The sequence below is a fragment of the Sulfitobacter guttiformis genome, from assembly GCF_003610455.1.
Lineage (GTDB): Bacteria > Pseudomonadota > Alphaproteobacteria > Rhodobacterales > Rhodobacteraceae > Sulfitobacter > Sulfitobacter guttiformis.
In genome coordinates this window covers 1,041,511-1,062,544 of the sequence record NZ_RAQK01000001.1, presented here as the reverse complement: position 1 = coordinate 1,062,544, position 21,034 = coordinate 1,041,511, and the positions used below count along the sequence as shown (strand labels likewise).

Sequence of the window (21,034 nt, the reverse complement as noted above, 5' to 3'; positions counted from 1 at the left end):
CTATTGAAGTGATAATAGCGCATTAGGAGCGTGCGACGTTACTATATCTATCGGAATTACTGCTCCTTACGGCTCAGTCTGACGATCTTTTACCTGACTTAGCCGACCTGCCGCATTCTGTGGGCAGTTAAAATAAGGAATACTCTAATGGCCACTGGTACAGTAAAATGGTTCAACACAACTAAAGGCTTCGGCTTTATCGCTCCCGATGGCGGCAGCAAAGATGTGTTTGTACACATCTCCGCCGTTGAGCAGGCAGGCCTCACAGGGCTGTCCGATGATCAGAAAGTTACTTTCGATATCGAAGCCGGCCGCGACGGTCGTGAATCAGCAACAAACATCTCGCTGGCATAAGCTGGGCTGCCCTTTCGAGGGCTGATGTTTGAAAGAATTTGAAGGGCGTGGCTTTAATGGCCGCGCCCTTCGCGCTTTCTAAACGGCTTTTTGCACAATTAGTTTGAGGTCTGGTTTGGTGCGATCGGGAACCAACCACCGCCAAGTTTGTTTGTCCCAGTACGTGAACAAGAAGAGATGAGTCCCAATGGCGTTCGCCGAATTCCTTCGTAAACACGTAGTGCCGAGGCGTTCCGACATTCTGTCCGACATCAACCCGGACGACTTCGCATGGGCAATGCCAATCATGCGGGCTGGGTACGGCGGACGCGGCATTGTTTATTTGGTGGTCGCCGGCGTATCGCTTTGGTCGGTATGGCATGGGGGCGAAGCCGAGGGTGCGGAATCAGCAATGCGGTCAATGGATGGATTGATCGGCATGTTTATTGTGTCGATCATTGCTGCTGGAATGTTTGCATATGCGATCTGGCGGTGCATCGACAGTTTTTGGGATCTGGAGGCATTTGGAACATCCGCGAGGGGAATCTTTGCGCGGACAGCGATGGTTATAACCGGATTGCTGCACAGTGTTATTGGTGTTCTGGCGGTTGCCGCGCTTGGGTATCGGAACTCCGGCGATGGTGGCCGGAGTCTTCTCGCTGCCGTGATGCAGACGCCTCTGGGGCCATGGATCATCGGTTCTGCGGGGGTGGCGACCGTGGGTGCAGGTTTATATTATATCAACAAAGGCTTTTCGCAAAGTTATCGTGACGACTTGCAGGCAAATCACTTCACGCTCCACTGGAACCCGCTGCTTCGTGCAGGCCTTTGTGCACAAGGCATCAGCATTTTGATCGTAGGCGCCCTGATTGTTTATGCTGCTGCTACGGTCGATGCCTCCAAGGCGGGCGGTCTGGGCTCAGCCTTTGACTGGTTGCACGATCAAAGCTTTGGTACCCCCCTCGTGATTGTGTTGTGTCTGGGATTACTTTGCTTTTCGCTGTTTTGTTTTGTCAACGCGGCCTTCAGGATTATCCCGAAGGCCAGCGACAAATCGGTGAAGAACCTCGCCTCGCAGATTTCCATGTGAGCAGTTTGATGGCGTTTTGCCCCTGACTAATTGTTGCTGCCGAGGCAGATGGGCAGAATGATGCGAAATTCCCACTGCTGCCTTGACCCCCTGCGTCAACCAACCTAAAGAACCCTATCGGCACAGCCCCAGATTCGTCTGGGGCTTCGTCTTTGTGCAAGGCTCAAATCCTGCACACTACTCTGGGACCTTCGGGGCCCTCTAACCACAGCGGACCTACGGGGCCGCAGACAAGCAAAACGGAAGACAGAGAACATGGCACTCAAGTCGTACAAACCGACGACGCCAGGCCAGCGTGGGCTGGTACTGATCGACCGTTCGGAGCTTTGGAAAGGTCGCCCTGTAAAGGCCCTCACTGAGGGACTTCACAAGCATGGCGGACGGAACAACACCGGACGGATCACAATGCGTCGCAAGGGTGGTGGTGCAAAGCGCCTCTACCGCATAGTCGATTTCAAGCGTAACAAATTGGACGTCACCGCGACGATCATGCGCATTGAATATGACCCGAACCGGACCGCGTTTATCGCGCTCGTAAAATATGATGACGGCGAGCAGGCCTATATCCTTGCTCCCCAGCGTCTTGCTATTGGCGATCAGGTCGTCTCCTCCAAAAAAGCAGACATCAAGCCAGGTAACGCAATGCCGTTCTCAGGCATGCCTATCGGTACAATCATCCACAACATCGAGATGAAGCCAGGCAAAGGCGGTCAGATCGCTCGTGCCGCCGGTACGTACGCTCAGTTCGTTGGTCGTGATGGTGGCTACGCACAGATCCGCTTGTCTTCGGGCGAACTGCGTCTGGTGCGTCAGGAGTGCATGGCGACTGTTGGTGCCGTGTCTAACCCCGACAACTCGAACCAGAACTACGGTAAAGCGGGCCGCATGCGTCACAAGGGCATCCGCCCATCTGTGCGCGGTGTCGTTATGAACCCGATCGACCACCCGCATGGTGGTGGTGAAGGCCGGACATCTGGTGGTCGTCACCCGGTTACCCCATGGGGCAAGCCGACTAAAGGTGCCAAGACTCGTAACAAGAAAAAAGCGTCAAGTGCTCTGATCATCAGATCGCGCCACGCCAAGAAGAAGGGGCGCTAAGAATGTCTCGTTCAGTATGGAAAGGTCCTTTTGTTGACTCTTATGTCCTCAAAAAGGCCGAAGCCTCCCGCGAGAGCGGTCGCAGCGAAGTGATCAAGATCTGGTCGCGCCGCTCTACCATCTTGCCCCAGTTTGTTGGCTTGACGTTTGGCGTCTACAACGGTCACAAGCATATCCCTGTAAACGTCACTGAAGACATGATCGGTCAGAAGTTTGGTGAGTATTCACCAACGCGGACCTATTATGGTCACGCAGCCGACAAAAAAGCGAAGCGGAAATAAGCCATGAGCAAGGATAAAAATCCCCGCCGCGTGGCAGACAATGAAGCACGTGCAAAACTGCGCATGTTGAAAACGTCGCCGCAGAAACTCAACCTTGTTGCCGCAATGATCCGTGGTAAGAAAGTGGACAAGGCCCTCACGGACCTCACTTTCTCCAAAAAGCGTATCGCAATCGACGTGAAGAAATGCCTTCAGTCCGCGATCGCCAACGGCGAGAATAACCATAACCTCGACGTGGACGAACTTGTTGTGGCCGAGGCTTATGTCGGCAAGAACATGACACTCAAGCGGGGCCGTCCCCGCGCGCGTGGTCGTTTCGGCAAGATCATGAAGCCGTTTGCGGAAATCACCATCGTCGTCCGGCAAGTTGAGGAGCAGGCATAATGGGTAATAAAGTCAATCCAATCGGCATGCGCCTTCAGGTTAACCGTACATGGGATAGCCGCTGGTATGCCGACACCAAGGATTTCGGGAATCTTCTTCTGGAAGACCTCGCAATCCGCAAGTTCATCAAAAAAGAATGCCATCAGGCGGGTATCTCCCGTGTGATCATCGAGCGTCCGCACAAGAAGTGCCGTGTGACAATTCACACAGCACGTCCAGGTGTCATCATCGGCAAGAAAGGTGCAGACATCGAAGGTCTGCGCAAAAAGCTGTCCCAGTTCACAGCCTCCGAGCTGCACCTCAATATCGTTGAAGTGCGCAAGCCCGAGCTGGACGCAGCCCTTGTTGGTGAGAGCATTGCACAGCAGCTTGAGCGTCGGGTGTCTTTCCGCCGCGCAATGAAGCGTGCGGTACAAAACGCCATGCGTATGGGTGCACTTGGCATCCGTGTGAACCTTGCGGGTCGCCTCGGCGGTGCCGAGATCGCGCGGACCGAATGGTATCGTGAAGGTCGCGTACCGCTCCACACACTGCGTGCGGACATCGATTATGCCCACGTTGAGGCCATGACTGCCTACGGCATCATCGGTATCAAGACGTGGATCTTCAAGGGCGAGATCATGGAACATGACCCCGCTGCCCGTGACCGCAAGGCACAAGAAATGCAAGACGGCCCAGCACCCCGCGGTGCCGGCGGTCGGCGTTAAGGAGTAGATAGATGCTACAGCCAAAACGTACGAAATTCCGTAAGCAGTTCAAAGGCTCCATCAAGGGCCTTGCGAAGGGCGGGTCTGACCTGAACTTCGGCACCTACGGTCTCAAAGCAATCGAACCTGAGCGCGTTACCGCGCGCCAGATCGAAGCAGCACGCCGTGCCATGACGCGCCATATGAAGCGTCAAGGCCGTGTTTGGATCCGCATTTTCCCGGATGTGCCGGTAACCTCCAAGCCCGTTGAAGTACGGATGGGTAAAGGTAAAGGTTCCGTGGATTTCTGGGCATGCAAAGTAAAGCCTGGACGCGTGATGTTTGAAATCGATGGTGTAGGCGATGACGTAGCGCGCGAAGCACTTCGTCTGGCCGCAATGAAGCTGCCGATCAAAACCCGCGTAGTTGTACGCGAAGACTGGTAAAAGACGAAGGCGCGTAAGCGTTCTCTGTCCAGCCGGAGGCAGTGTATTCTCTTTAGAATGCTTGTACCGGCACCGCTCAAAAAGAGCCCCCGCTGTGATAAACAGCGGGGGCTTTTTACATTCGGAAGGTTGAAATTTAGCCGATTCTCACAGCCTGCTCCTGTCTGGACAAGTGTTTCCATACGACTGCAATCAGGAGTGTCATGCCAACATGACCGACAAATGACGACTGTGTGTACGTCCCGAAATCCATCATGAAGTTTCGGCCCATAAGCGGCGCAAGTATTCCTTGAGCGATAAACCAGAGCGCCAGCCCCGTCAGAATGCCAGCAAGCTCATAGCCGACCTTTGTGATCTGCTTCATGAGGAACACAGCCGCAGCGAAACCAAGACTGCCGATTAGAAAGTGGATGGCGAAAGCAGCAGCATATGGGAGCGGCATTCCCGTTGCGGCTTTCGTGAGGCCGATTACCAAATTTGCGGGTTCAAGTTTCACTCCAAAAAGAACAGGTGACGCCAGCCATGCATATGCTTCAAAGGTAATTTCTCCGACAAGGCCCGCGAGGACGATATTCTTTGAGTTAGTGAGGGTGAGTGCGTTCATGGGGTTGAGGCTCGCTTTGTATCTGAGGATCTTTTTGGGTTGAGTTCAATGTGTGAACTCTAGGTGTGACAATGGCGGCTACCAGTCCAGCCCAACCGGCCCAGGCGCGCAAACATGTTACTGGCCGTGATGAGATTTGCGCGAAAACACTGTAGGGAGCTGACCATTCCCATTCCAGGCACAAAGGTCTAATACAGACTCGAATACACGGCATAGCAAAAGGAACCGCGTCTATGAAACAAGTTCCCAAACCCACCACAGACGAAGACCTCATCAAGGAGTTCCTCAACAAGGGGGGCTCCATCAAGAAGGGAAAAACAAAACCAATGCCTGCCGATCTTGGGCTGTCCAACAACCAGTGGGGGAACAAGATGACCAAGGAAGAAAAGGCACTGGTGAAAGAGCAAGAAGAGGCGCGCAAGAAATATCCCAAGCCCTAAGGGGCATGAGGCATGGTCAAGCTAACAAAAGTATCGCACCTGCGATCCGGATTGATGGATGCCTAGGCCCAAGCGTAGTTGAACGAAACCGAGATGCGGTCTTCCTCGGACATGTTCATTGGCACCTCATGGCGGATGAAGCTCTCCCACAGCAGCACATCACCAACTGCGGGAGCGACATAGGCAAAGGTGCGCAACTCTTCGCGCGCATCTTTGCGGCGGGCAGGGGCCGCCATCATCATTGGCAAACGCGGGTCCTCGAATTTGATCGCACTCGCGCCTTCGGGCATCGCGACATAGGTTGTGCCACTAATCACGGAATGCGGATGGATATGGCCCGAATGGGTGCCACCCTCAGGCAGAATGTTGATCCAGATGTCCTCCAGCTTCAACTCACGCCCGTCGAGATTAAACTCCAGATCCTCCGCAAACGCCGCGACATGGGCGTCAATCGCCTTGATCACATCCGCAAAGATCGGAAAGCGCCAGCCGAGATCGGTGAGGGATGCGTATGAGGTATAACCCGGATAGCCGTTTTCCTCACACCATGCTTGCCCTGCCTCGTCATCCTCGGCGATGGAGTAGCATGATGCCTCTAGCTCGGCAGCATCAATAGGCCCAAGCGGCGCTTGGTACAGGCGGGTCACGAAGAGGGATTTGATATGTGTCATGTGGCCGCTTATAGCGCCGCCAAATGACGTTGACGAGGGGCGCTGTTATGCGGCTGCGGTGGCGGGCGGTTGGCCGACAAAGGCTATTTCATCCAATGTGATCGGCCCCGTTGTCAGGATTGTCAGAGAGAACCCTCGTTGCAACATGCCTTCGGGAAGGTCGCTCTCGAAAATATCGAATCGCAAGGTATATTCGGTCTCGGAGACCTCGACGAGTTCGACGGTGTATGTGTTGTCCTCCTCGCTCGCGATTGCGCTCACTTCGACAAGTAGTTGGTCCTCTTCGGGATCAAAGTCCGCGATCTCGATTCCGGAGCCGGCGTTTCCTGCGCCGTTTGTCTCGATCCATTCGGCATCGTCGTTGATGCTAAGGTCAAGTATGAAGGTGTCACTGCCCACCCCACCGTGTACCAAAAGCCCTTCGTTCACGCCAAATGGGCTTCCCATCCCGCTCGAGATCGTGATCGCATCATCGCCTGCGCCGCCGTCTGCAAAACCACTTCCGTTTCATAGGTTCTGATGTGTCACGTTAATGACGTCATCGCCGTCCTCGCCATAAAAGTGATTGTCCTGTGATCCGCTCAGCGTATCGTTTCCATCGCCGCCAAAGGCTGCGCCCTCCAGTTGACCGTCGAGCACCAGAACATCGTCGCCCGCATCGCCCTGCAGCACGGACCCGTGGTTACCGATGAGCGTATCGCTACCCTCTCCTCCGAATGCCGTGCTTGTGTTTGTCGAGTAGCCAACCATATCGATCTGATCGTCACCGTTTTGACCATAGATCTCGGCAAACCCTGCAGGCTCTCGGCCCGCTTCACGATAATTAGGGTCATAGGTGATGTGATCATCGCCTTCTCCCCCGAGAACTGTAAAAATGTCATTCGCGTTAAAGGAGCTTTGGTCGAATGTATCATCGCCATCCGTCCCAATGAGTGTGGTTTGGCCGTTATCGGCAAACCCCTCACTCGGGTCAGGGGGTGTTTCGCCGCCGGTTTTCGGTTCGTCGGCCCCATTATCTCCTTCCAAACCAAAGAGAAGGCCGAGACCCAGAAGGCCCATGAGAATTCCGACTTCAATCATCACAACCCCATGCAAAGTAATTTTCTATCAAAAGCAACATTTGTAGCTGATATTGTCAAAAAATTGAAGCAGCAACTGAGAAGAAGGTACTTTATTTTGGCATATAGTGTGAGTCACTATTCCCAATGTCGCGGCAATGTGGGTGCTCAACTTGTGCGAAATGTAACGGACTACGGGAGGCTGCGTAATCCTGCGGGAATGTTCTGCACCCAATTCAACTTGTCAGTTCCTCGAGAATTTCCTGCTATGCGGTAGTTTCGCTAAAGTGCGGGACGGGTTGGCAATATTCCCGCCGTGCTTCGATTGGAGTTCCTGTGGTGCGCATCTATGTGAGTACTTTGGCCAGCATATCCCTAAACGCATGTGAACCGTTGATATTCGAGGCTGCTCCATTTGCGCAGGCAACAGCCACATGCGCGTCCTTGTTCGCTAAGCTGCCACAGCGCCGCGGATACTATGCAAACTGATATTGCAAAAAATTTGAGGAATGAGGTTGGCCCAACCTATGCCGGATTGCCCCGTGAAACCGTGCCGGGACTTAAATTGTTATGCAAAAAGACCATCTTGTATTCTCTGGTGTTACGGTCGTCCGCGCACAGCAATCCATATTCGAGGATGATGATGTAGGCCTGCTCGACGCTTGCTCTCAATAAGTCCCAGTGCGATAAGAGTGAAAACCATAAGTTTTCCGTTCCGTATCAGCACTAGGGCTTGCGCCGCAGGGCGATAGGGGCTATCCGGCAGCTTCATCATGAACTCCACCAGAATCATGGTCACCCTCCGGGGGCCTACTGGTGATGTTGAAAGGAAATGGCATGATCGCCAAAGAACTGCACGACAAGACACCGGACCAGCTCCGCGATGAACTTGTGAACCTGAAAAAAGAAGCGTTCAACCTGCGTTTCCAGCAAGCCACCGGCCAGCTGGAAAATGCATCGCGTTTGCGTACCGTCAAGCGTGACGTCGCCCGCGTGAAAACAGTATTGAACATGAAAGCTGCAGCCGCAGCTACAGACGCGTAAGAGGAGCCTGAGCACATGCCAAAGCGTATCCTGACAGGCACCGTAACCTCGGACGCCAACGAACAGACAGTAACCGTATCCGTAGAGCGTCGCTTTACCCACCCGGTTCTCAAGAAGACAATTCGTAAGTCCAAAAAATACCGGGCGCACGATGAAAACAATACATTCAAAGTGGGCGAGCAAGTTCGCATCATTGAATGTGCACCACGTTCCAAAACCAAGCGTTGGGAAGTGATCATCGCGGAAGCATGATCGTTCATGCGGCCACCCTTTAGGGCGGTCGCGTTATCCATTCCGGATAGCAATATAATCGAAACCCTAGGGATCAGGCACGCATCGCCCCCTACAGGTCGGGAGAAACCAAATGATCCAGATGCAGACCAACCTGGATGTAGCTGACAACAGCGGCGCTCGCCGTGTTCAGTGCATCAAGGTCCTGGGTGGTTCCAAGCGTAAATACGCATCCGTAGGCGACATCATCGTTGTCTCGGTAAAGGAAGCCATTCCACGCGGCCGTGTAAAGAAGGGTGACGTCCGTAAGGCCGTCGTCGTTCGCACCGCAAAAGAAGTTCGTCGTGACGATGGCACAGCCATCCGTTTTGACCGCAACGCTGCTGTTATCCTGAATAACAACAACGAGCCTGTTGGTACTCGTATCTTCGGACCAGTTGTTCGTGAGCTGCGCGCCAAAAACTTCATGAAAATCATCTCGCTCGCTCCGGAGGTGCTATAAACATGGCTGCTAAGCTTAAAAAGGGTGACACTGTCATCGTTCTGACAGGCAAGGATAAGGGCAAAGAGGGCAAAATCGCCTCCGTTGATCCAAAGTCAAACAAAGCCGTCGTAGAGGGCATCAACGTTTACGTTCGTGCCACACGTCAGACCCAAGAATCACAGGGCGGTCGCATTCCCAAGTCGATGCCGATGGACCTGAGCAACCTCGCGATCAAGGATGCCAACGGCAAGCCTTCTCGCGTAGGCTTCAAAATGGACGGCGATACCAAGGTTCGCTTTGCCAAGACAACAGGGGACGTAATCTGATGCTCGATACCGCAGCCTATACACCCCGCCTCAAAGCCGATTTCAAAGACCGCATTCGCGCGGCGATGAAAGAAGAGTTCGGCTATACCAATGACATGCAGATCCCGCGTTTGGACAAGATCGTCCTGAACATCGGTTGTGGCGCAGAAGCTGTCCGTGACAGCAAAAAAGCCAAATCCGCTCAGGAAGACCTGACACTGATCGCTGGTCAGAAGGCACTGACGACCATCGCCAAGAAATCCATCGCGGGTTTCCGGGTACGGGAAGAAATGCCTCTGGGTGCGAAGGTTACTCTTCGCGGTGACCGCATGTACGAATTCCTTGATCGTCTGATCACGGTTGCAATGCCACGTATTCGCGACTTCCGCGGTGTAAATGGCAAATCTTTTGATGGTAACGGCAATTATGCTATGGGCCTGAAAGAGCACCTCGTGTTTCCCGAAATCAATTTTGATAAAATTGATGAAAACTGGGGCATGGACATCGTAATCGCTACTACAGCGAAAACCGACGCTGAAGCGAAGGCAATGTTGAAGCTTTTCAACATGCCCTTCAATTCCTAAGCGCGGAGAGGAAATTAGATATGGCTAAGAAATCCATGATCGCTCGCGAGAAGAAGCGCGAAGCATTGGTCAAAAAATACGCCACTAAGCGTGCGGCGCTGAAAACGATTATCAGCGACGAGACAAAGCCGATGGAAGAGCGTTTTCGCGCAACCCTCGACTTGGCAAAGCTGCCGCGCAACTCTTCGGCTGTGCGTTTGCACAACCGTTGCCAGCTGACCGGCCGTCCACACGCCTATTACCGTAAATTGAAAATCTCGCGCATCGCGCTGCGGGATCTTGGCTCAGCAGGCCAGATCCCCGGCATGGTCAAGTCGAGCTGGTAAGGAGCATATTAGATGACCGATCCTATCGCAGATATGCTGACACGCATCCGCAACAGTCAACTTCGCGGCAAGTCCACCGTCATGACCCCAGCTTCCAAGCTGCGTGCATGGGTGTTGGACGTGCTCGCCGATGAAGGCTACATTCGGGGCTATGAACTGATGACGGGGGCCGACGGCCACCCCGCAATCGAGATCAGCCTCAAGTATTACGAAGGCGAACCTGTTATTCGCGAGCTGAAACGGATTTCAAAACCCGGACGCCGCGTTTACATGGGCTCACAAGACCTTCCCTCCGTCCGTCAGGGCCTGGGTGTGTCGATTGTCTCCACCCCCCGGGGTGTGATGTCGGACGCGTCAGCACGCGCAGCCAACGTTGGCGGCGAAGTGCTTTGCACCGTATTCTAAGGAGAAATTGATGTCTCGTATTGGTAAGAAGCCCGTCGATCTGCCTAGCGGTGTTACCGCAAGCGTCAGCGGCCAGACAATCGAAGTGAAAGGCCCCAAAGGGGTCCGCATCTTCAAAGCAACTGATGATGTAACCATGACTGTAGAAGAGAATGCGGTAACGGTAACACCTCGCGGTAAGTCCAAGCGCGCGCGCCAGCAGTGGGGTATGTCCCGCACGATGGTTCGTAACCTTGTGACCGGCGTGACCGACGGTTTCAAGAAAGAGCTTGAGATCCAAGGTGTTGGTTACCGTGCTGCCATGAATGGTAACACATTGAAACTGAACCTCGGCCTGTCCCACGACGTTGATTACACACCGCCAGAAGGCGTGACTGTAACAGCTCCAAAGCAGACCGAAATCATTGTGGAAGGCATTGACGAACAGCTTGTTGGTCAGGTCGCTGCGAACATCCGCGCATGGCGCAAGCCCGAGCCCTATAAGGGCAAAGGCATCCGCTATAAGGGTGAGTTCGTCTTCCGCAAAGAAGGCAAGAAGAAGTAAGGAACGCAACAGATGGCAAACAGCAAAAGACAACTGTTCATCAAACGCCGCTTGCGCGTTCGGAACAAACTTCGTCGCACGAACCGCGGGCGCATGCGCCTGTCCGTGCATCGCTCCAACAAGAATATCAGCGTTCAGCTGATCGATGATGTGAATGGCGTAACAGTCGCCTCCGCCTCGTCGCTTGAAAAGGTTCTTGGCGTGGTCGGCAAAAACAACATCGAAGCGGCGACAAAAGTCGGCGTAGCGATCGCAGAGCGTGCGAAAGCTGCTGGTGTTGAAGCTGCCTATTTCGATCGTGGCGGCTTCCTGTTTCACGGCAAAGTGAAGGCCTTGGCCGACGCAGCCCGTGAAGGTGGTTTGAAGATCTAAGTCATTGGCGGGGCTTCGGTTCCGCCAATATCCATTTGAAGAGGATTTCGATCCTCTCGATGACCCGGGAGCATGCCTCACCAAGGGTTGTGAAAACAGGGCAATCGCCCGCAAGTTAAGGAGGCCAGCATGGCCAGAGATGAAAACCGGGGTGGTAACAACAACCGCCGCAACCAGCGTGAAGAAGCGCCAGAATTTGCTGACCGTCTGGTCGCGATCAATCGCGTATCCAAAACTGTAAAAGGCGGTAAGCGCTTTGGTTTTGCTGCTCTTGTGGTTGTTGGCGATCAGAAGGGCCGTGTGGGCTTTGGTAAAGGTAAAGCGAAGGAGGTCCCTGAGGCCATCCGCAAAGCCACCGAGCAGGCAAAGCGTCAGATGATCCGCGTCCAGCTGCGTGAAGGCCGTACGCTGCACCACGACATGCAGGGCCGTCACGGTGCTGGTAAAGTTGTGATGCGTACAGCCCCAGAGGGTACTGGCATCATTGCCGGTGGTCCAATGCGTGCCGTATTCGAGATGCTTGGGATCAAAGACGTTGTGTCTAAATCCATTGGCTCGCAGAACCCGTACAACATGATCCGCGCCACCATGGACGGATTGAAAAAAGAACAGTCTCCACGTTCTGTCGCGCAGCGCCGCGGTAAGAAAGTGGCTGACATCCTGCCAAAGCGTGACGATGCAACTGACTCGTCCACACAAGTGGCTGAGGAGGCATAAGCATGGCTAAGACTATTGTAATCAAGCAGGTTGGCTCGCCGATCCGTCGCCCAGCAGACCAACGTGCAACGCTGATCGGCCTGGGACTTAACAAGATGCACCGTGTACGCGAGCTGGAAGATACACCTTCCGTACGCGGCATGATCCGCAAGATCAGCCACATGGTCGAAATTATTGAAGAAAAAGGCTAAGCCTTTTGGCTGCCTCTTTTGTATGATATTTGAATGCCCCGTATTTATGTGCGGGGCATTTTGTTTGTGAAGTGCTCTTTGGGGTTAGGAATGCGCGCGTGAGATTTGCGCTCTGTTTAACCTCTCTGTGTTAGAGCGATAACCAGTTTTTTTATGAGCCATTTGCATGCCCGATCATTCCGCTCGAATTGACGTAATCGACGGCGCCAAGGGAATAGGCATCAGTCTTGTCGTTTTTGGCCATGCCTGGCGTGGCGCGGAGCTGACAGGGATCATTCCCCAACAGTCAGCCACTTTTGCTGGGGATGCCAATCTGTTTAGAGCTGTGGACGCTCTCATTTATTCATTTCACATGCCTCTGTTTTTCTTTTTATCCGGTCTACTATTTCTTGAAACCTTGCGGAAGCAGGGGACTGTTCCACTTGTCCGCGGGCGGATTACAAGATTGCTGTGGCCGATGGCGCTTTGGACATGGCTCTTTTTTGGGCTCAAGCTACTGGCCGGCGATCGTGCGAACGGCCCTGTGAGTATTACGGATTTTCCGCTTATTCCTCTGCCTCCTTTCGAACATTTGTGGTTTCTTTGGGCTTTGTTTTTGATTCAGTTGTTACTGATCGTTGTGCACCGCGTCGGTTTGCGTGAGGTGCCAGCGCAAGCGGTGCGCTGGATCGCAGCAGTCTGGGTTGTGGCGCTCTTGGTGGTGAGTCCACTCTTCTCAGTCCCGTCGCTTATTTGGGGGCCCATGCTCGCCCATGTGCCATACTTCCTTGCAGGAATCGCTGCAGGGGCGTTCTTGCGGTGGCAGCCTGGTTCGATCATTTGCCTATTCGCGCTCGGAATGTTTCTCGTTTTGCTCTGGCTGGTCCAGGGCAATCAAGTATCAGCTATACACTCGCTAGCGCTTGTCCTGTCTGTCTGGGTCTGCTTTCTTGGAGGACTTAAGGCGGGACCCCTTCTACGGGTTCTGGTTGTGCTGGGTCAGGGGTCTATGGCAATCTACTTAATGCATACGATTTTCTCAGCCGCGCTTAGGATTGCGATGCGCGAGGTTGGGTTCGATGGTTTTGTATCGGTCGTGGCTGCGACAACTCTTGTGGGTCTGCTTCTTCCGCTTGTGGTGCTGGCCGTAGCACGCAGATTACGCGTTATAAAGGTGCTTGGCCTGTGAATTTCAGCTACTTGCCTCATGTTGCTCCTTCCCCTATACGCCCGTGGTGGACATAATTTTGCCCACGAGAATCGTAACGCCGCGTCTACCCGCTCCCGTCGCTGGGGGGTATTTCCGGCAAAAGGAGAAGCGACATGAAACTCAATGAACTTTCAGACAACCCAGGCGCAACGAAACCACGCAAACGCGTTGGCCGTGGTCCTGGTTCCGGCACCGGTAAAATGGGTGGCCGTGGTATCAAAGGTCAAAAATCCCGTTCAGGTGTTGCGATCAAAGGATACGAAGGCGGCCAGATGCCCCTCTACCAACGTCTGCCAAAGCGTGGCTTTACCAAGCCGAACCGCAAATCTTACTCCGCTATTAACCTGGGCCTGATCCAGAAATTTGTCGACGCTGGCAAGCTGGACATCAAATCAGTCATCAACGAGGATGCATTGGTTGCTTCCGGTGTTGTACGTCGCAAGCGCGACGGTATCCGCATCCTTGCAAAGGGTGATGTAACGTCGAAGATTAACCTCGATGTTACAGGTGCATCCAAAACCGCAATCGAAGCTGTTGAAAAGGCGGGCGGAAGCCTGACCATCAAGGCAGTGGCAGCAGCGGCAGAAGCCTCCGAGTAATCCTTCGGACTTGTGAGCGGCGCTTAAGCCGCTTACATATACCTTCTAGTTTTCCCTAACGCCGCCCGCCGGAAAACGGTTTGGGCGGCGTTTTGTTTAAGAAAAGAGAGCCCTCACATGGTATCTGCCGTCGAGAATATGGCCGCCAATTCAAGTTGGTCCGCCTTTGGTAAGGCGACCGACTTGCGCCACCGCATCTTGTTCACGCTTGGTCTGCTGATCGTTTACCGTTTGGGAACATTTATCCCTGTACCCGGTATCGACGGTGGTGCGCTGCGCGATTTTATGGAGCAGGCAGGGCAGGGCATCGGCGGCATGGTTTCGATGTTTACAGGCGGCGCCCTTGGTCGCATGGGTATTTTTGCTTTGGGCATTATGCCTTATATCTCTGCCTCGATTATCGTTCAGCTTCTCACCTCCATGGTGCCGTCGTTGGAGCAGCTCAAGAAAGAGGGCGAACAAGGCCGTAAAAAGATCAATCAGTATACCCGCTGGGGTACTGTTGCACTTGCGACGGTCCAGTCCTACGGCCTTGCTGTGAGCCTGGAGGCAGGCGATATCGCTGCTGATCCGGGTATGTATTTCCGCATTGCGTGTATGATCACACTTGTTGGTGGTACGATGTTCCTGATGTGGCTGGGCGAGCAGATCACCGCGCGCGGTATCGGCAATGGCATATCCCTCATTATCTTTGTTGGTATCATCGCCGAGGTTCCCGCCGCTATTGCACAGTTCTTTGCTTCCGGTCGCTCCGGCGCAATTTCTCCTGCTGTGATCGTGGCGGTTCTGGTCATGGTTATTGCTACGATCATGTTTGTTGTGTTCATGGAACGCGCTCTGCGCAAGATCCACATCCAGTACCCGCGGCGTCAGGTCGGCATGAAGGTCTATGATGGTGGGTCCAGCCACTTACCTATCAAAGTGAACCCTGCCGGTGTTATTCCTGCAATCTTCGCTAGTTCGCTGTTGTTGCTTCCAGTTACGATCAGCACGTTCTCTGGTAATTCGACAAACCCTATCATGTCTTGGCTGCTCGCAAACTTTGGGCCCGGACAGCCGCTGTATCTGTTGTTCTTCATTGCGATGATTGTTTTCTTCGCCTACTTTTATACCTTCAATGTGGCATTCAAGCCCGACGAAGTCGCAGACAACCTGAAAAATCAGAACGGTTTTGTGCCTGGTATTCGCCCCGGGAAGAAGACGGCAGAATATCTTGAGTATGTCGTAAATCGAATTCTTATCCTTGGCTCCGCCTATCTTGCGGCTGTCTGTATCCTGCCCGAGATTTTACGCGGTCAGTTCGCCATTCCGTTTTACTTTGGCGGTACGTCAGTGTTGATTGTGGTATCCGTCACAATGGATACCATCCAGCAAGTTCAAAGCCATCTGCTGGCACATCAATATGAAGGCCTGTTGGAGAAGTCACAGCTGCGTGGCAAATCCGGCAAAGGACGCAAAAAACGGAGCCCTGCACGCAAATGAACATTATCCTTCTCGGACCACCAGGTGCTGGTAAAGGCACTCAGGCACGCCACCTCGTTGAGACACGCAACATGGTTCAGCTGAGTACTGGCGATATGCTGCGCGAAGCAAAAGACAGCGGCAGCGAGATGGGTAAGATCGTGGCCGATGTCATGGCTCGCGGTGCACTTGTAACGGACGAAATCGTGATAGGCCTGATCCGCGAGAAGCTGGCAGACAAAGCAAGTCACGGTGGTTTTATTTTCGACGGCTTTCCTCGCACTCTTGCGCAGGCTGATGCCTTGGGTGAGTTGATCGCTGCAGAGGGCCAGTCCCTTGATGCCGTCATCGAAATGCGGGTTGATGACGAGGCACTTGTGGATCGGATAACGGCACGCTCCACCTGCGCAGGCTGCGGTGAAGTCTATAACGACAATACCAAGCCAGTGCCCTCCGATGGTGTTTGTACATCGTGCGGAAAAAAGACCGAATTCAAGCGCCGCGCTGACGACAACGCAGAAAGCCTGAAAACACGGCTGATGGCATATTATAAGCAAACCTCGCCGCTGATCGGCTATTACTACGCCAAGGAAATGCTCAGTAACGTCGATGGTCTGGGCGAGATTGAGGAAGTGCAAAACAGCATAGCGGCAGTTCTGGACGCTTGATCGTTTATCCGTTTACTGAATTGGGAAGCGGGTTGGGATTTTTAAAAGGTCCCGGCCCGCTTTTTTTCTGCAAGGTTTACTGACGATATCGTGGTCCACGTGTCAGAGCATCGCGTGTCTATGCTTTCATCAGCGCAATAATTTCGGCAAGAGCCAAGCTCCGCTCCACGATATCCCCGCTGAACGAGACCTCAGGTGTTTCATCATTGCGTAGCGTGTGTCCCTTGAGCTTGAGGTAGTCGGCCAAAGGATGATTTTGGTGCTGCTTTAAGCAGCGTGGCATTGCTTTGAAGCTGTTGGTTTAATTCAGTGGAAAGCCTTTGTCCTATAGATTTCTTGCTACGACGCGAAAGCGTTGTTCATCTGAATGATCCCGTCACGGACCATATTGAGGTCTGTGGTGGCGAGTTGGTAAAAGCCTCCTGCGATCATACCGCCCTTGGGCTTGATCTGGGTTAATCCATCCCGCGGGTTTCGTTCTTTGTGTCCCATGTGGTCAGGATTACCGATACACTGGTTCTACATATGGGGTTGTTCCAACTCGGCAAGTAACTGGAACGCTTGTGGGGTGAAGGCTGACATGATATTTCCTGACTGCTGGCATTTGGAACGATCGGCAACAGCTAGCGCAGAAACCGAATAATCAACCAGCATTTTGTTGCCTGGGTTGACGCCCCTAGTAAAAGCTCATAATCACCAAATTCTCGACAGAGAATCAAATCGCGTGGCTGCTTCGGCTTGTTACGCAAGATCACCTGATCAGCTGTAGCCCGCAGGCCAAATCGCCTCCGGCTTGTGTTGTGAAAAAAGGGTCCGGAATGACGGACCCGCAACAAAAAAGGAATTGCACACGTGGCACGTATTGCCGGCGTAAACATCCCGACTGCAAAGCGGGTTCCAATCGCCCTCACCTATATCACTGGCATCGGCAACACCTCCGCAGAAAAAATCTGCGAAGCTGTTGGCATTGAAATGACGCGCCGTATTAACGAGCTGTCAGATGCTGAAATCCTCAAAATCCGCGAGCACATCGACGAAAACTACACCGTCGAAGGTGACCTGCGCCGTGACACACAGATGAACATCAAGCGTTTGATGGATCTGGGTTGCTACCGTGGCCTGCGCCATCGTCGTAACTTGCCTGTGCGTGGCCAGCGTACGCACACCAACGCTCGTACGCGCAAAGGCCCTGCAAAGGCCATTGCCGGTAAGAAGAAATAAGGGAGGGCTCAGCTAATGGCACGCGAAGCAAAACGCACCAAGAAGAAGGTCTCCAAAAACATCGCAGCTGGTGTTGCGCATGTGAACTCTTCTTTCAACAACACAAAAATCCTGATCTCCGACGTGCAGGGCAATGCGATAGCATGGTCCTCCGCTGGCACGATGGGCTTCAAAGGGTCGCGTAAGTCTACGCCCTATGCTGCTCAGATGGCTGCTGAAGATGCAGGAAAAAAAGCTCAGGACCACGGCGTGAAAACGCTTGAAGTCGAAGTGCAGGGTGCAGGCTCCGGCCGTGAGAGCGCACTGCGCGCCCTTGCTGCTGCCGGTTTCAACATCACTTCGATTCGTGATGTGACGCCAATGGCTCACAACGGCTGTCGCCCGCCAAAGCGCCGCCGCGTCTAAGCGACGATCATTCTACCCGGGGTTCGCATCAGTTTGGTGCGGACCCTATACGATTTCTGAAACCTCGGGAGTTTGCTCCGGACGGACATACGGATGCGAACAAGAATGGAGGGACTAATGATCCACAAAAATTGGGCCGAATTGATCAAGCCAACACAGCTTGACGTAAAACCCGGCAACGATCCTGCACGTCAGGCTACTGTGATTGCAGAACCGCTCGAGCGTGGCTTTGGCCTCACAATGGGCAACGCATTGCGTCGTGTTTTGATGAGCTCGCTTCAGGGCGCTGCCATTACTTCCGTACAAATCGACAACGTTTTGCATGAGTTCTCATCAGTTGCTGGCGTGCGTGAAGATGTCACCGACATCATTCTTAACCTCAAAGGTGTTTCCATTCGCATGGAAGTCGAAGGGCCAAAGCGGCTTTCGATCTCCGCGAAAGGCCCTGGTGTTGTGACCGCTGGTGATATCACCGAATCTGCCGGTATCGAGATCCTGAACCGCGACCATGTAATTTGCCACCTCGACGACGGTGCCGACATCTACATGGAGCTGATGGTAAACACCGGTAAGGGTTATGTTTCTGCCGACAAGAACAAGCCTGAAGACGCGCCCATCGGTCTTATTCCGATCGATGCGATCTACTCGCCGGTCAAAAAAGTTAGCTATGATGTTCAGCCGACCCGCGAGGGACAAGTGCTGGATTATGACAAGCTGACGATGAAAGTTGAAACCGATGGTTCGCTGACGCCGGACGATGCTGTGGCATTTGCTGCGCGTATTTTGCAAGACCAGCTCGGCATCTTCGTCAACTTCGACGAGCCTGAGTCCGCTTCCCGTCAGGACGACGATGATGGGCTCGAGTTCAACCCGCTTCTGCTTAAGAAAGTGGACGAGCTTGAACTGTCCGTACGCTCCGCTAACTGCCTTAAGAACGACAATATCGTGTATATTGGCGATCTGATCCAAAAAACAGAAGCTGAAATGCTGCGCACACCTAACTTTGGCCGCAAGTCCCTGAACGAGATCAAGGAAGTGTTGTCTGGCATGGGTCTGCACCTCGGCATGGATGTTGAGGATTGGCCGCCGGACAATATTGAAGATCTGGCCAAAAAGTTCGAAGATAACTTTTAAGCCTATGAGGGGCGGGGCTTGATCCTCGCCTTTCGACAGACTGGGTCAAACGACCCCAAGGAGAGTTGGCGCTACGCACGCCAGCCAGACAAAGTAAAACCGCCCGTAGAGGGCACATCACTTGGAGAAAAACTATGCGTCACGCACGTGGATACCGCCGTCTGAACCGCACACATGAGCACCGCAAGGCGCTTTGGGCCAACATGGCCGGCTCACTGATCGAGCATGAGCAGATCAAGACAACATTGCCAAAAGCCAAAGAATTGCGTCCGATTATCGAGAAGATGATCACACTCGCCAAGCGCGGTGATTTGCACGCCCGCCGCCAGGCCCGTGCGCGCCTTAAAGAAGACCAGTATGTTACAAAACTGTTCGATATCCTTGGCCCCCGCTACAAAGACCGTCAGGGTGGTTATGTGCGCGTATTGAAAGCTGGCTTCCGCTATGGTGATATGGCACCAATGGCCATTATCGAGTTTGTAGACCGTGACCGCGACGCCAAAGGCGCCGCAGACAAAGCCCGCGTTGCAGCGATGGACGCTTCCGAATAATTCGTCTTGATGAGGCGAGATAAAAGGGCCCCGCTTATTTGCGGGGCTTTTTGCGTTTCCAAGCTTAGCGGAATAATTTCGCGAGCTAAGTGAGATCGGTTGCAAGATGCATAGAGCTTGGCGCATATCTGGGATATGAAATATATTCCTCTTATTCTTGCGCTGGTTGCTGCCCCTTTATTTGCGCAGGAAGTTCCGCAGACAGCAGTGCAAATGCAGCTCAGTTTTGCTCCAGTGGTAAAGCAGGCCGCGCCAGCAGTCGTAAATATTTACGCAAAAGTCGTGCAGGAAGTGCGTCGCACGCCCCTTCAATCCGACCCGTTTTTTGAGCGATTTTTCCGCGATCCCGCCGCTGATCCTAAACCACGGGTTCAAAATTCGCTAGGATCTGGGGTAATTCTGTCCGCGGACGGGATCGTGGTGAGCAACTACCACGTAGTCGGCATGGCGACTGATATCCGTGTGGTCCTGACTGATCGACGCGAGTTCACGGCTCGGGTTTTGTTGGGAGATGAGGAGAGCGACCTCGCAATTCTTAAAATTGACACGCCCGAGCCGCTGCCGTTTTTGCCGTTGCGCGCCAGTGATGGAGTTGAAGTCGGTGAACTTGCGCTGGCTATAGGGAACCCGTTTGGTGTGGGGCAGACCGTGAGCAGCGGGATCATATCAGGCTTAGCGCGTTCGGGCGGTACGGGCGGTCGCGGTCGCGGCTATTTCATCCAGACGGATGCGCCGATCAATCCGGGCAATTCGGGGGGTGCACTGGTCGATATGGCGGGGCAGCTTATTGGAGTAAACACGTCGATTCTGACCCGCTCGGGTGGGTCCAACGGAATTGGTTTTGCCATTCCTGCCGATCTTGTTGCCGCTTTTATGGCCCAATCCGAAGCAGGCCTGACAGATTTCAGGCGGCCATGGGCTGGCATCAACGGTCAGTCGCTGGATGCGGATATGGCAGCAACTATGGGATTTGACCGCTCTGGCGGGATTATCATTTCCGGGCTTCATCCGGTGAGCCCGTTTCAAGAGGCAGGTTTAGAGGTTGGAGATGTTATCGTAAGTGTGGGGGGACAGCAGGTGAATACGCCCTCCGAGATGATCTACAGGATGAGTGTGGTAGGGCCAGGCGCGCAGGCCGAGGTTGCCTTCTACAGGCGGGGTGTCGAGCAGACGGTGCGTGTTTCCCTAATTGCTGCGCCTGAAGAGCCATCTCGCGATGCGGTGACGTTACCGCAAGCCAGCCTTCTGCCAGGGCTGACACTGGTAAGGATCAATCCTGCGGTTCTGGCGGACTTGAACCTTCCTTTGGAAATTACAGGCGTTGCGGTGATGGATGCTGGTCCTTTTGCAGGACGTACAGGTCTAAGAGCAGGTGATGTCATTATGGTGTTAAACGGAGTGCCCTTGACCCATCCTGACGAGGCGGCAGCGCTATTGGCGGGAGCTGAACGGCGGTTTGAGATGGTTGTCCAGCGCGGGGCGCAGCGTATCAAAATCCGGTTCGGGAGGTAG

34 protein-coding genes are annotated in these 21,034 nt (G+C 53.6%); 28 read left to right on the top strand and 6 right to left on the bottom strand.

The genetic code is table 11. The features are described 5' to 3' along the window. Positions 1-147 precede the first annotated feature (147 nt). From C8N30_RS05215 to rplP, 7 genes are all read left to right on the top strand, one after another. Positions 148-354, top strand: a complete 207-nt coding sequence (locus tag C8N30_RS05215) for a cold-shock protein (protein ID WP_025063446.1) — start codon at positions 148-150, stop codon at positions 352-354. Positions 355-541: 187 nt separating this feature from the next. After that, positions 542-1,423 carry a DUF1206 domain-containing protein gene (locus C8N30_RS05210; protein WP_051567218.1) on the top strand — a complete coding sequence of 294 codons (882 nt, stop codon included), beginning with the start codon at positions 542-544 and terminating at the stop codon, positions 1,421-1,423. Positions 1,424-1,678: 255 nt separating this feature from the next. Then, positions 1,679-2,521, top strand: coding sequence for a 50S ribosomal protein L2 (rplB, locus tag C8N30_RS05205; protein ID WP_025063444.1), 843 nt, complete (start codon positions 1,679-1,681; stop codon positions 2,519-2,521). 2 nt (positions 2,522-2,523) lie between these two features. Continuing rightward, on the top strand, positions 2,524-2,802 hold the full coding sequence (gene rpsS / locus C8N30_RS05200; protein WP_025063443.1) for a 30S ribosomal protein S19: 279 nt from the start codon (positions 2,524-2,526) through the stop codon (positions 2,800-2,802). A gap of 3 nt (positions 2,803-2,805) precedes the next feature. Continuing rightward, positions 2,806-3,186 (top strand): 50S ribosomal protein L22, encoded by a 381-nt coding sequence (rplV, locus tag C8N30_RS05195; RefSeq protein WP_025063442.1) that lies wholly within the window; start codon positions 2,806-2,808, stop codon positions 3,184-3,186. Beyond that, the gene (gene rpsC, locus C8N30_RS05190; RefSeq protein ID WP_025063441.1) at positions 3,186-3,893 is read left to right on the top strand and encodes a 30S ribosomal protein S3; all 708 of its coding nucleotides are present in this window, start codon (positions 3,186-3,188) and stop codon (positions 3,891-3,893) included. The genes rplV and rpsC overlap by 1 nt, the downstream gene beginning before the upstream one ends. An 11-nt stretch (positions 3,894-3,904) precedes the next feature. Further along, on the top strand, positions 3,905-4,318 hold the full coding sequence (gene rplP / locus C8N30_RS05185; RefSeq protein WP_025063440.1) for a 50S ribosomal protein L16: 414 nt from the start codon (positions 3,905-3,907) through the stop codon (positions 4,316-4,318). 136 nt (positions 4,319-4,454) lie between these two features. Here the strand turns inward: rplP and C8N30_RS05180 are convergent, their stop codons facing one another. Next, the gene (locus C8N30_RS05180) at positions 4,455-4,922 is read right to left on the bottom strand and encodes a hypothetical protein (RefSeq protein ID WP_025063439.1); all 468 of its coding nucleotides are present in this window, start codon (positions 4,920-4,922) and stop codon (positions 4,455-4,457) included. A 233-nt stretch (positions 4,923-5,155) separates the two neighbouring features. On the opposite strand from C8N30_RS05180, the gene C8N30_RS05175 reads away from it, so the two are divergent. Continuing rightward, positions 5,156-5,362, top strand: a complete 207-nt coding sequence (locus C8N30_RS05175) for a hypothetical protein (RefSeq protein ID WP_025063438.1) — start codon at positions 5,156-5,158, stop codon at positions 5,360-5,362. Positions 5,363-5,424: 62 nt separating this feature from the next. Here C8N30_RS05175 and C8N30_RS05170 read toward each other — a convergent pair whose 3' ends face one another. Genes C8N30_RS05170 through C8N30_RS05160 form a run of 3 tightly spaced genes read right to left on the bottom strand, consistent with a single transcriptional unit; the run spans position 5,425 to position 7,113 of the window. Further along, a complete protein-coding gene (locus C8N30_RS05170; protein WP_025063437.1) occupies positions 5,425-6,033 on the bottom strand; it encodes a 2OG-Fe(II) oxygenase family protein in 609 nt (202 codons plus the stop codon). A gap of 45 nt (positions 6,034-6,078) precedes the next feature. Next, positions 6,079-6,480: a hypothetical protein gene (locus tag C8N30_RS05165; protein WP_025063436.1), complete on the bottom strand. Its 402-nt coding sequence runs from the start codon at positions 6,478-6,480 to the stop codon at positions 6,079-6,081. A 60-nt stretch (positions 6,481-6,540) separates the two neighbouring features. Continuing rightward, positions 6,541-7,113 carry a hypothetical protein gene (locus C8N30_RS05160; protein ID WP_025063435.1) on the bottom strand — a complete coding sequence of 191 codons (573 nt, stop codon included), beginning with the start codon at positions 7,111-7,113 and terminating at the stop codon, positions 6,541-6,543. An 815-nt stretch (positions 7,114-7,928) separates the two neighbouring features. On the opposite strand from C8N30_RS05160, the gene rpmC reads away from it, so the two are divergent. From rpmC to C8N30_RS05085, 15 genes are all read left to right on the top strand, one after another. Continuing rightward, positions 7,929-8,135, top strand: a complete 207-nt coding sequence (gene rpmC, locus C8N30_RS05155) for a 50S ribosomal protein L29 (protein ID WP_025063433.1) — start codon at positions 7,929-7,931, stop codon at positions 8,133-8,135. A gap of 15 nt (positions 8,136-8,150) precedes the next feature. Then, the gene (gene rpsQ, locus C8N30_RS05150) at positions 8,151-8,387 is read left to right on the top strand and encodes a 30S ribosomal protein S17 (protein ID WP_025063432.1); all 237 of its coding nucleotides are present in this window, start codon (positions 8,151-8,153) and stop codon (positions 8,385-8,387) included. Between the two features lie 112 nt (positions 8,388-8,499). After that, positions 8,500-8,868, top strand: coding sequence for a 50S ribosomal protein L14 (rplN, locus tag C8N30_RS05145; protein ID WP_007118848.1), 369 nt, complete (start codon positions 8,500-8,502; stop codon positions 8,866-8,868). A 2-nt stretch (positions 8,869-8,870) separates the two neighbouring features. Further along, entirely contained in the window at positions 8,871-9,176 is a 306-nt protein-coding gene (gene rplX / locus C8N30_RS05140; protein ID WP_025063431.1) for a 50S ribosomal protein L24, read from the top strand. Further along, positions 9,176-9,739 (top strand): 50S ribosomal protein L5, encoded by a 564-nt coding sequence (gene rplE, locus C8N30_RS05135; protein WP_025063430.1) that lies wholly within the window; start codon positions 9,176-9,178, stop codon positions 9,737-9,739. Before rplX ends, rplE begins: the two co-directional genes overlap by 1 nt. Before the next feature lie 20 nt (positions 9,740-9,759). Further along, positions 9,760-10,065, top strand: coding sequence for a 30S ribosomal protein S14 (gene rpsN, locus C8N30_RS05130; protein ID WP_025063429.1), 306 nt, complete (start codon positions 9,760-9,762; stop codon positions 10,063-10,065). A 12-nt stretch (positions 10,066-10,077) separates the two neighbouring features. Continuing rightward, positions 10,078-10,470 (top strand): 30S ribosomal protein S8, encoded by a 393-nt coding sequence (rpsH, locus tag C8N30_RS05125; RefSeq protein ID WP_025063428.1) that lies wholly within the window; start codon positions 10,078-10,080, stop codon positions 10,468-10,470. A gap of 10 nt (positions 10,471-10,480) precedes the next feature. Next, entirely contained in the window at positions 10,481-11,014 is a 534-nt protein-coding gene (gene rplF / locus C8N30_RS05120; protein WP_025063427.1) for a 50S ribosomal protein L6, read from the top strand. A gap of 12 nt (positions 11,015-11,026) precedes the next feature. After that, positions 11,027-11,386 (top strand): 50S ribosomal protein L18, encoded by a 360-nt coding sequence (gene rplR, locus C8N30_RS05115; RefSeq protein ID WP_025063426.1) that lies wholly within the window; start codon positions 11,027-11,029, stop codon positions 11,384-11,386. 129 nt (positions 11,387-11,515) lie between these two features. Then, positions 11,516-12,103 carry a 30S ribosomal protein S5 gene (gene rpsE / locus C8N30_RS05110; protein WP_025063425.1) on the top strand — a complete coding sequence of 196 codons (588 nt, stop codon included), beginning with the start codon at positions 11,516-11,518 and terminating at the stop codon, positions 12,101-12,103. 2 nt (positions 12,104-12,105) lie between these two features. Beyond that, a complete protein-coding gene (rpmD, locus tag C8N30_RS05105) occupies positions 12,106-12,294 on the top strand; it encodes a 50S ribosomal protein L30 (protein ID WP_005849797.1) in 189 nt (62 codons plus the stop codon). 166 nt (positions 12,295-12,460) lie between these two features. Further along, positions 12,461-13,462, top strand: a complete 1,002-nt coding sequence (locus C8N30_RS05100) for an acyltransferase family protein (RefSeq protein WP_025063424.1) — start codon at positions 12,461-12,463, stop codon at positions 13,460-13,462. A gap of 134 nt (positions 13,463-13,596) precedes the next feature. Then, positions 13,597-14,082 (top strand): 50S ribosomal protein L15, encoded by a 486-nt coding sequence (rplO, locus tag C8N30_RS05095; RefSeq protein WP_025063423.1) that lies wholly within the window; start codon positions 13,597-13,599, stop codon positions 14,080-14,082. A 117-nt stretch (positions 14,083-14,199) separates the two neighbouring features. Beyond that, positions 14,200-15,564, top strand: a complete 1,365-nt coding sequence (gene secY, locus C8N30_RS05090; protein ID WP_025063422.1) for a preprotein translocase subunit SecY — start codon at positions 14,200-14,202, stop codon at positions 15,562-15,564. Then, positions 15,561-16,211: an adenylate kinase gene (locus C8N30_RS05085; protein ID WP_025063421.1), complete on the top strand. Its 651-nt coding sequence runs from the start codon at positions 15,561-15,563 to the stop codon at positions 16,209-16,211. Before secY ends, C8N30_RS05085 begins: the two co-directional genes overlap by 4 nt. A 118-nt stretch (positions 16,212-16,329) precedes the next feature. Here C8N30_RS05085 and C8N30_RS19170 read toward each other — a convergent pair whose 3' ends face one another. Then, complete coding sequence (locus C8N30_RS19170) at positions 16,330-16,494, bottom strand: DUF2461 domain-containing protein (protein WP_147419678.1); 165 nt, start codon at positions 16,492-16,494, stop codon at positions 16,330-16,332. 56 nt (positions 16,495-16,550) lie between these two features. Continuing rightward, positions 16,551-16,703 carry a DUF2461 domain-containing protein gene (locus C8N30_RS19165; protein WP_147419677.1) on the bottom strand — a complete coding sequence of 51 codons (153 nt, stop codon included), beginning with the start codon at positions 16,701-16,703 and terminating at the stop codon, positions 16,551-16,553. Positions 16,704-17,063: 360 nt separating this feature from the next. On the opposite strand from C8N30_RS19165, the gene rpsM reads away from it, so the two are divergent. The 5 genes from rpsM to C8N30_RS05060 all read left to right on the top strand — a co-directional run bounded on the left by rpsM (position 17,064) and on the right by C8N30_RS05060 (position 21,034). Then, complete coding sequence (gene rpsM / locus C8N30_RS05080) at positions 17,064-17,432, top strand: 30S ribosomal protein S13 (RefSeq protein ID WP_025063420.1); 369 nt, start codon at positions 17,064-17,066, stop codon at positions 17,430-17,432. A 15-nt stretch (positions 17,433-17,447) separates the two neighbouring features. Further along, a complete protein-coding gene (gene rpsK, locus C8N30_RS05075; RefSeq protein WP_025063419.1) occupies positions 17,448-17,837 on the top strand; it encodes a 30S ribosomal protein S11 in 390 nt (129 codons plus the stop codon). A gap of 117 nt (positions 17,838-17,954) precedes the next feature. Beyond that, positions 17,955-18,971 (top strand): DNA-directed RNA polymerase subunit alpha, encoded by a 1,017-nt coding sequence (locus tag C8N30_RS05070; protein WP_025063418.1) that lies wholly within the window; start codon positions 17,955-17,957, stop codon positions 18,969-18,971. A 134-nt stretch (positions 18,972-19,105) separates the two neighbouring features. Further along, positions 19,106-19,522 (top strand): 50S ribosomal protein L17, encoded by a 417-nt coding sequence (rplQ, locus tag C8N30_RS05065; RefSeq protein ID WP_025063417.1) that lies wholly within the window; start codon positions 19,106-19,108, stop codon positions 19,520-19,522. Positions 19,523-19,657: 135 nt separating this feature from the next. Next, on the top strand, positions 19,658-21,034 hold the full coding sequence (locus C8N30_RS05060; protein WP_025063416.1) for a trypsin-like peptidase domain-containing protein: 1,377 nt from the start codon (positions 19,658-19,660) through the stop codon (positions 21,032-21,034).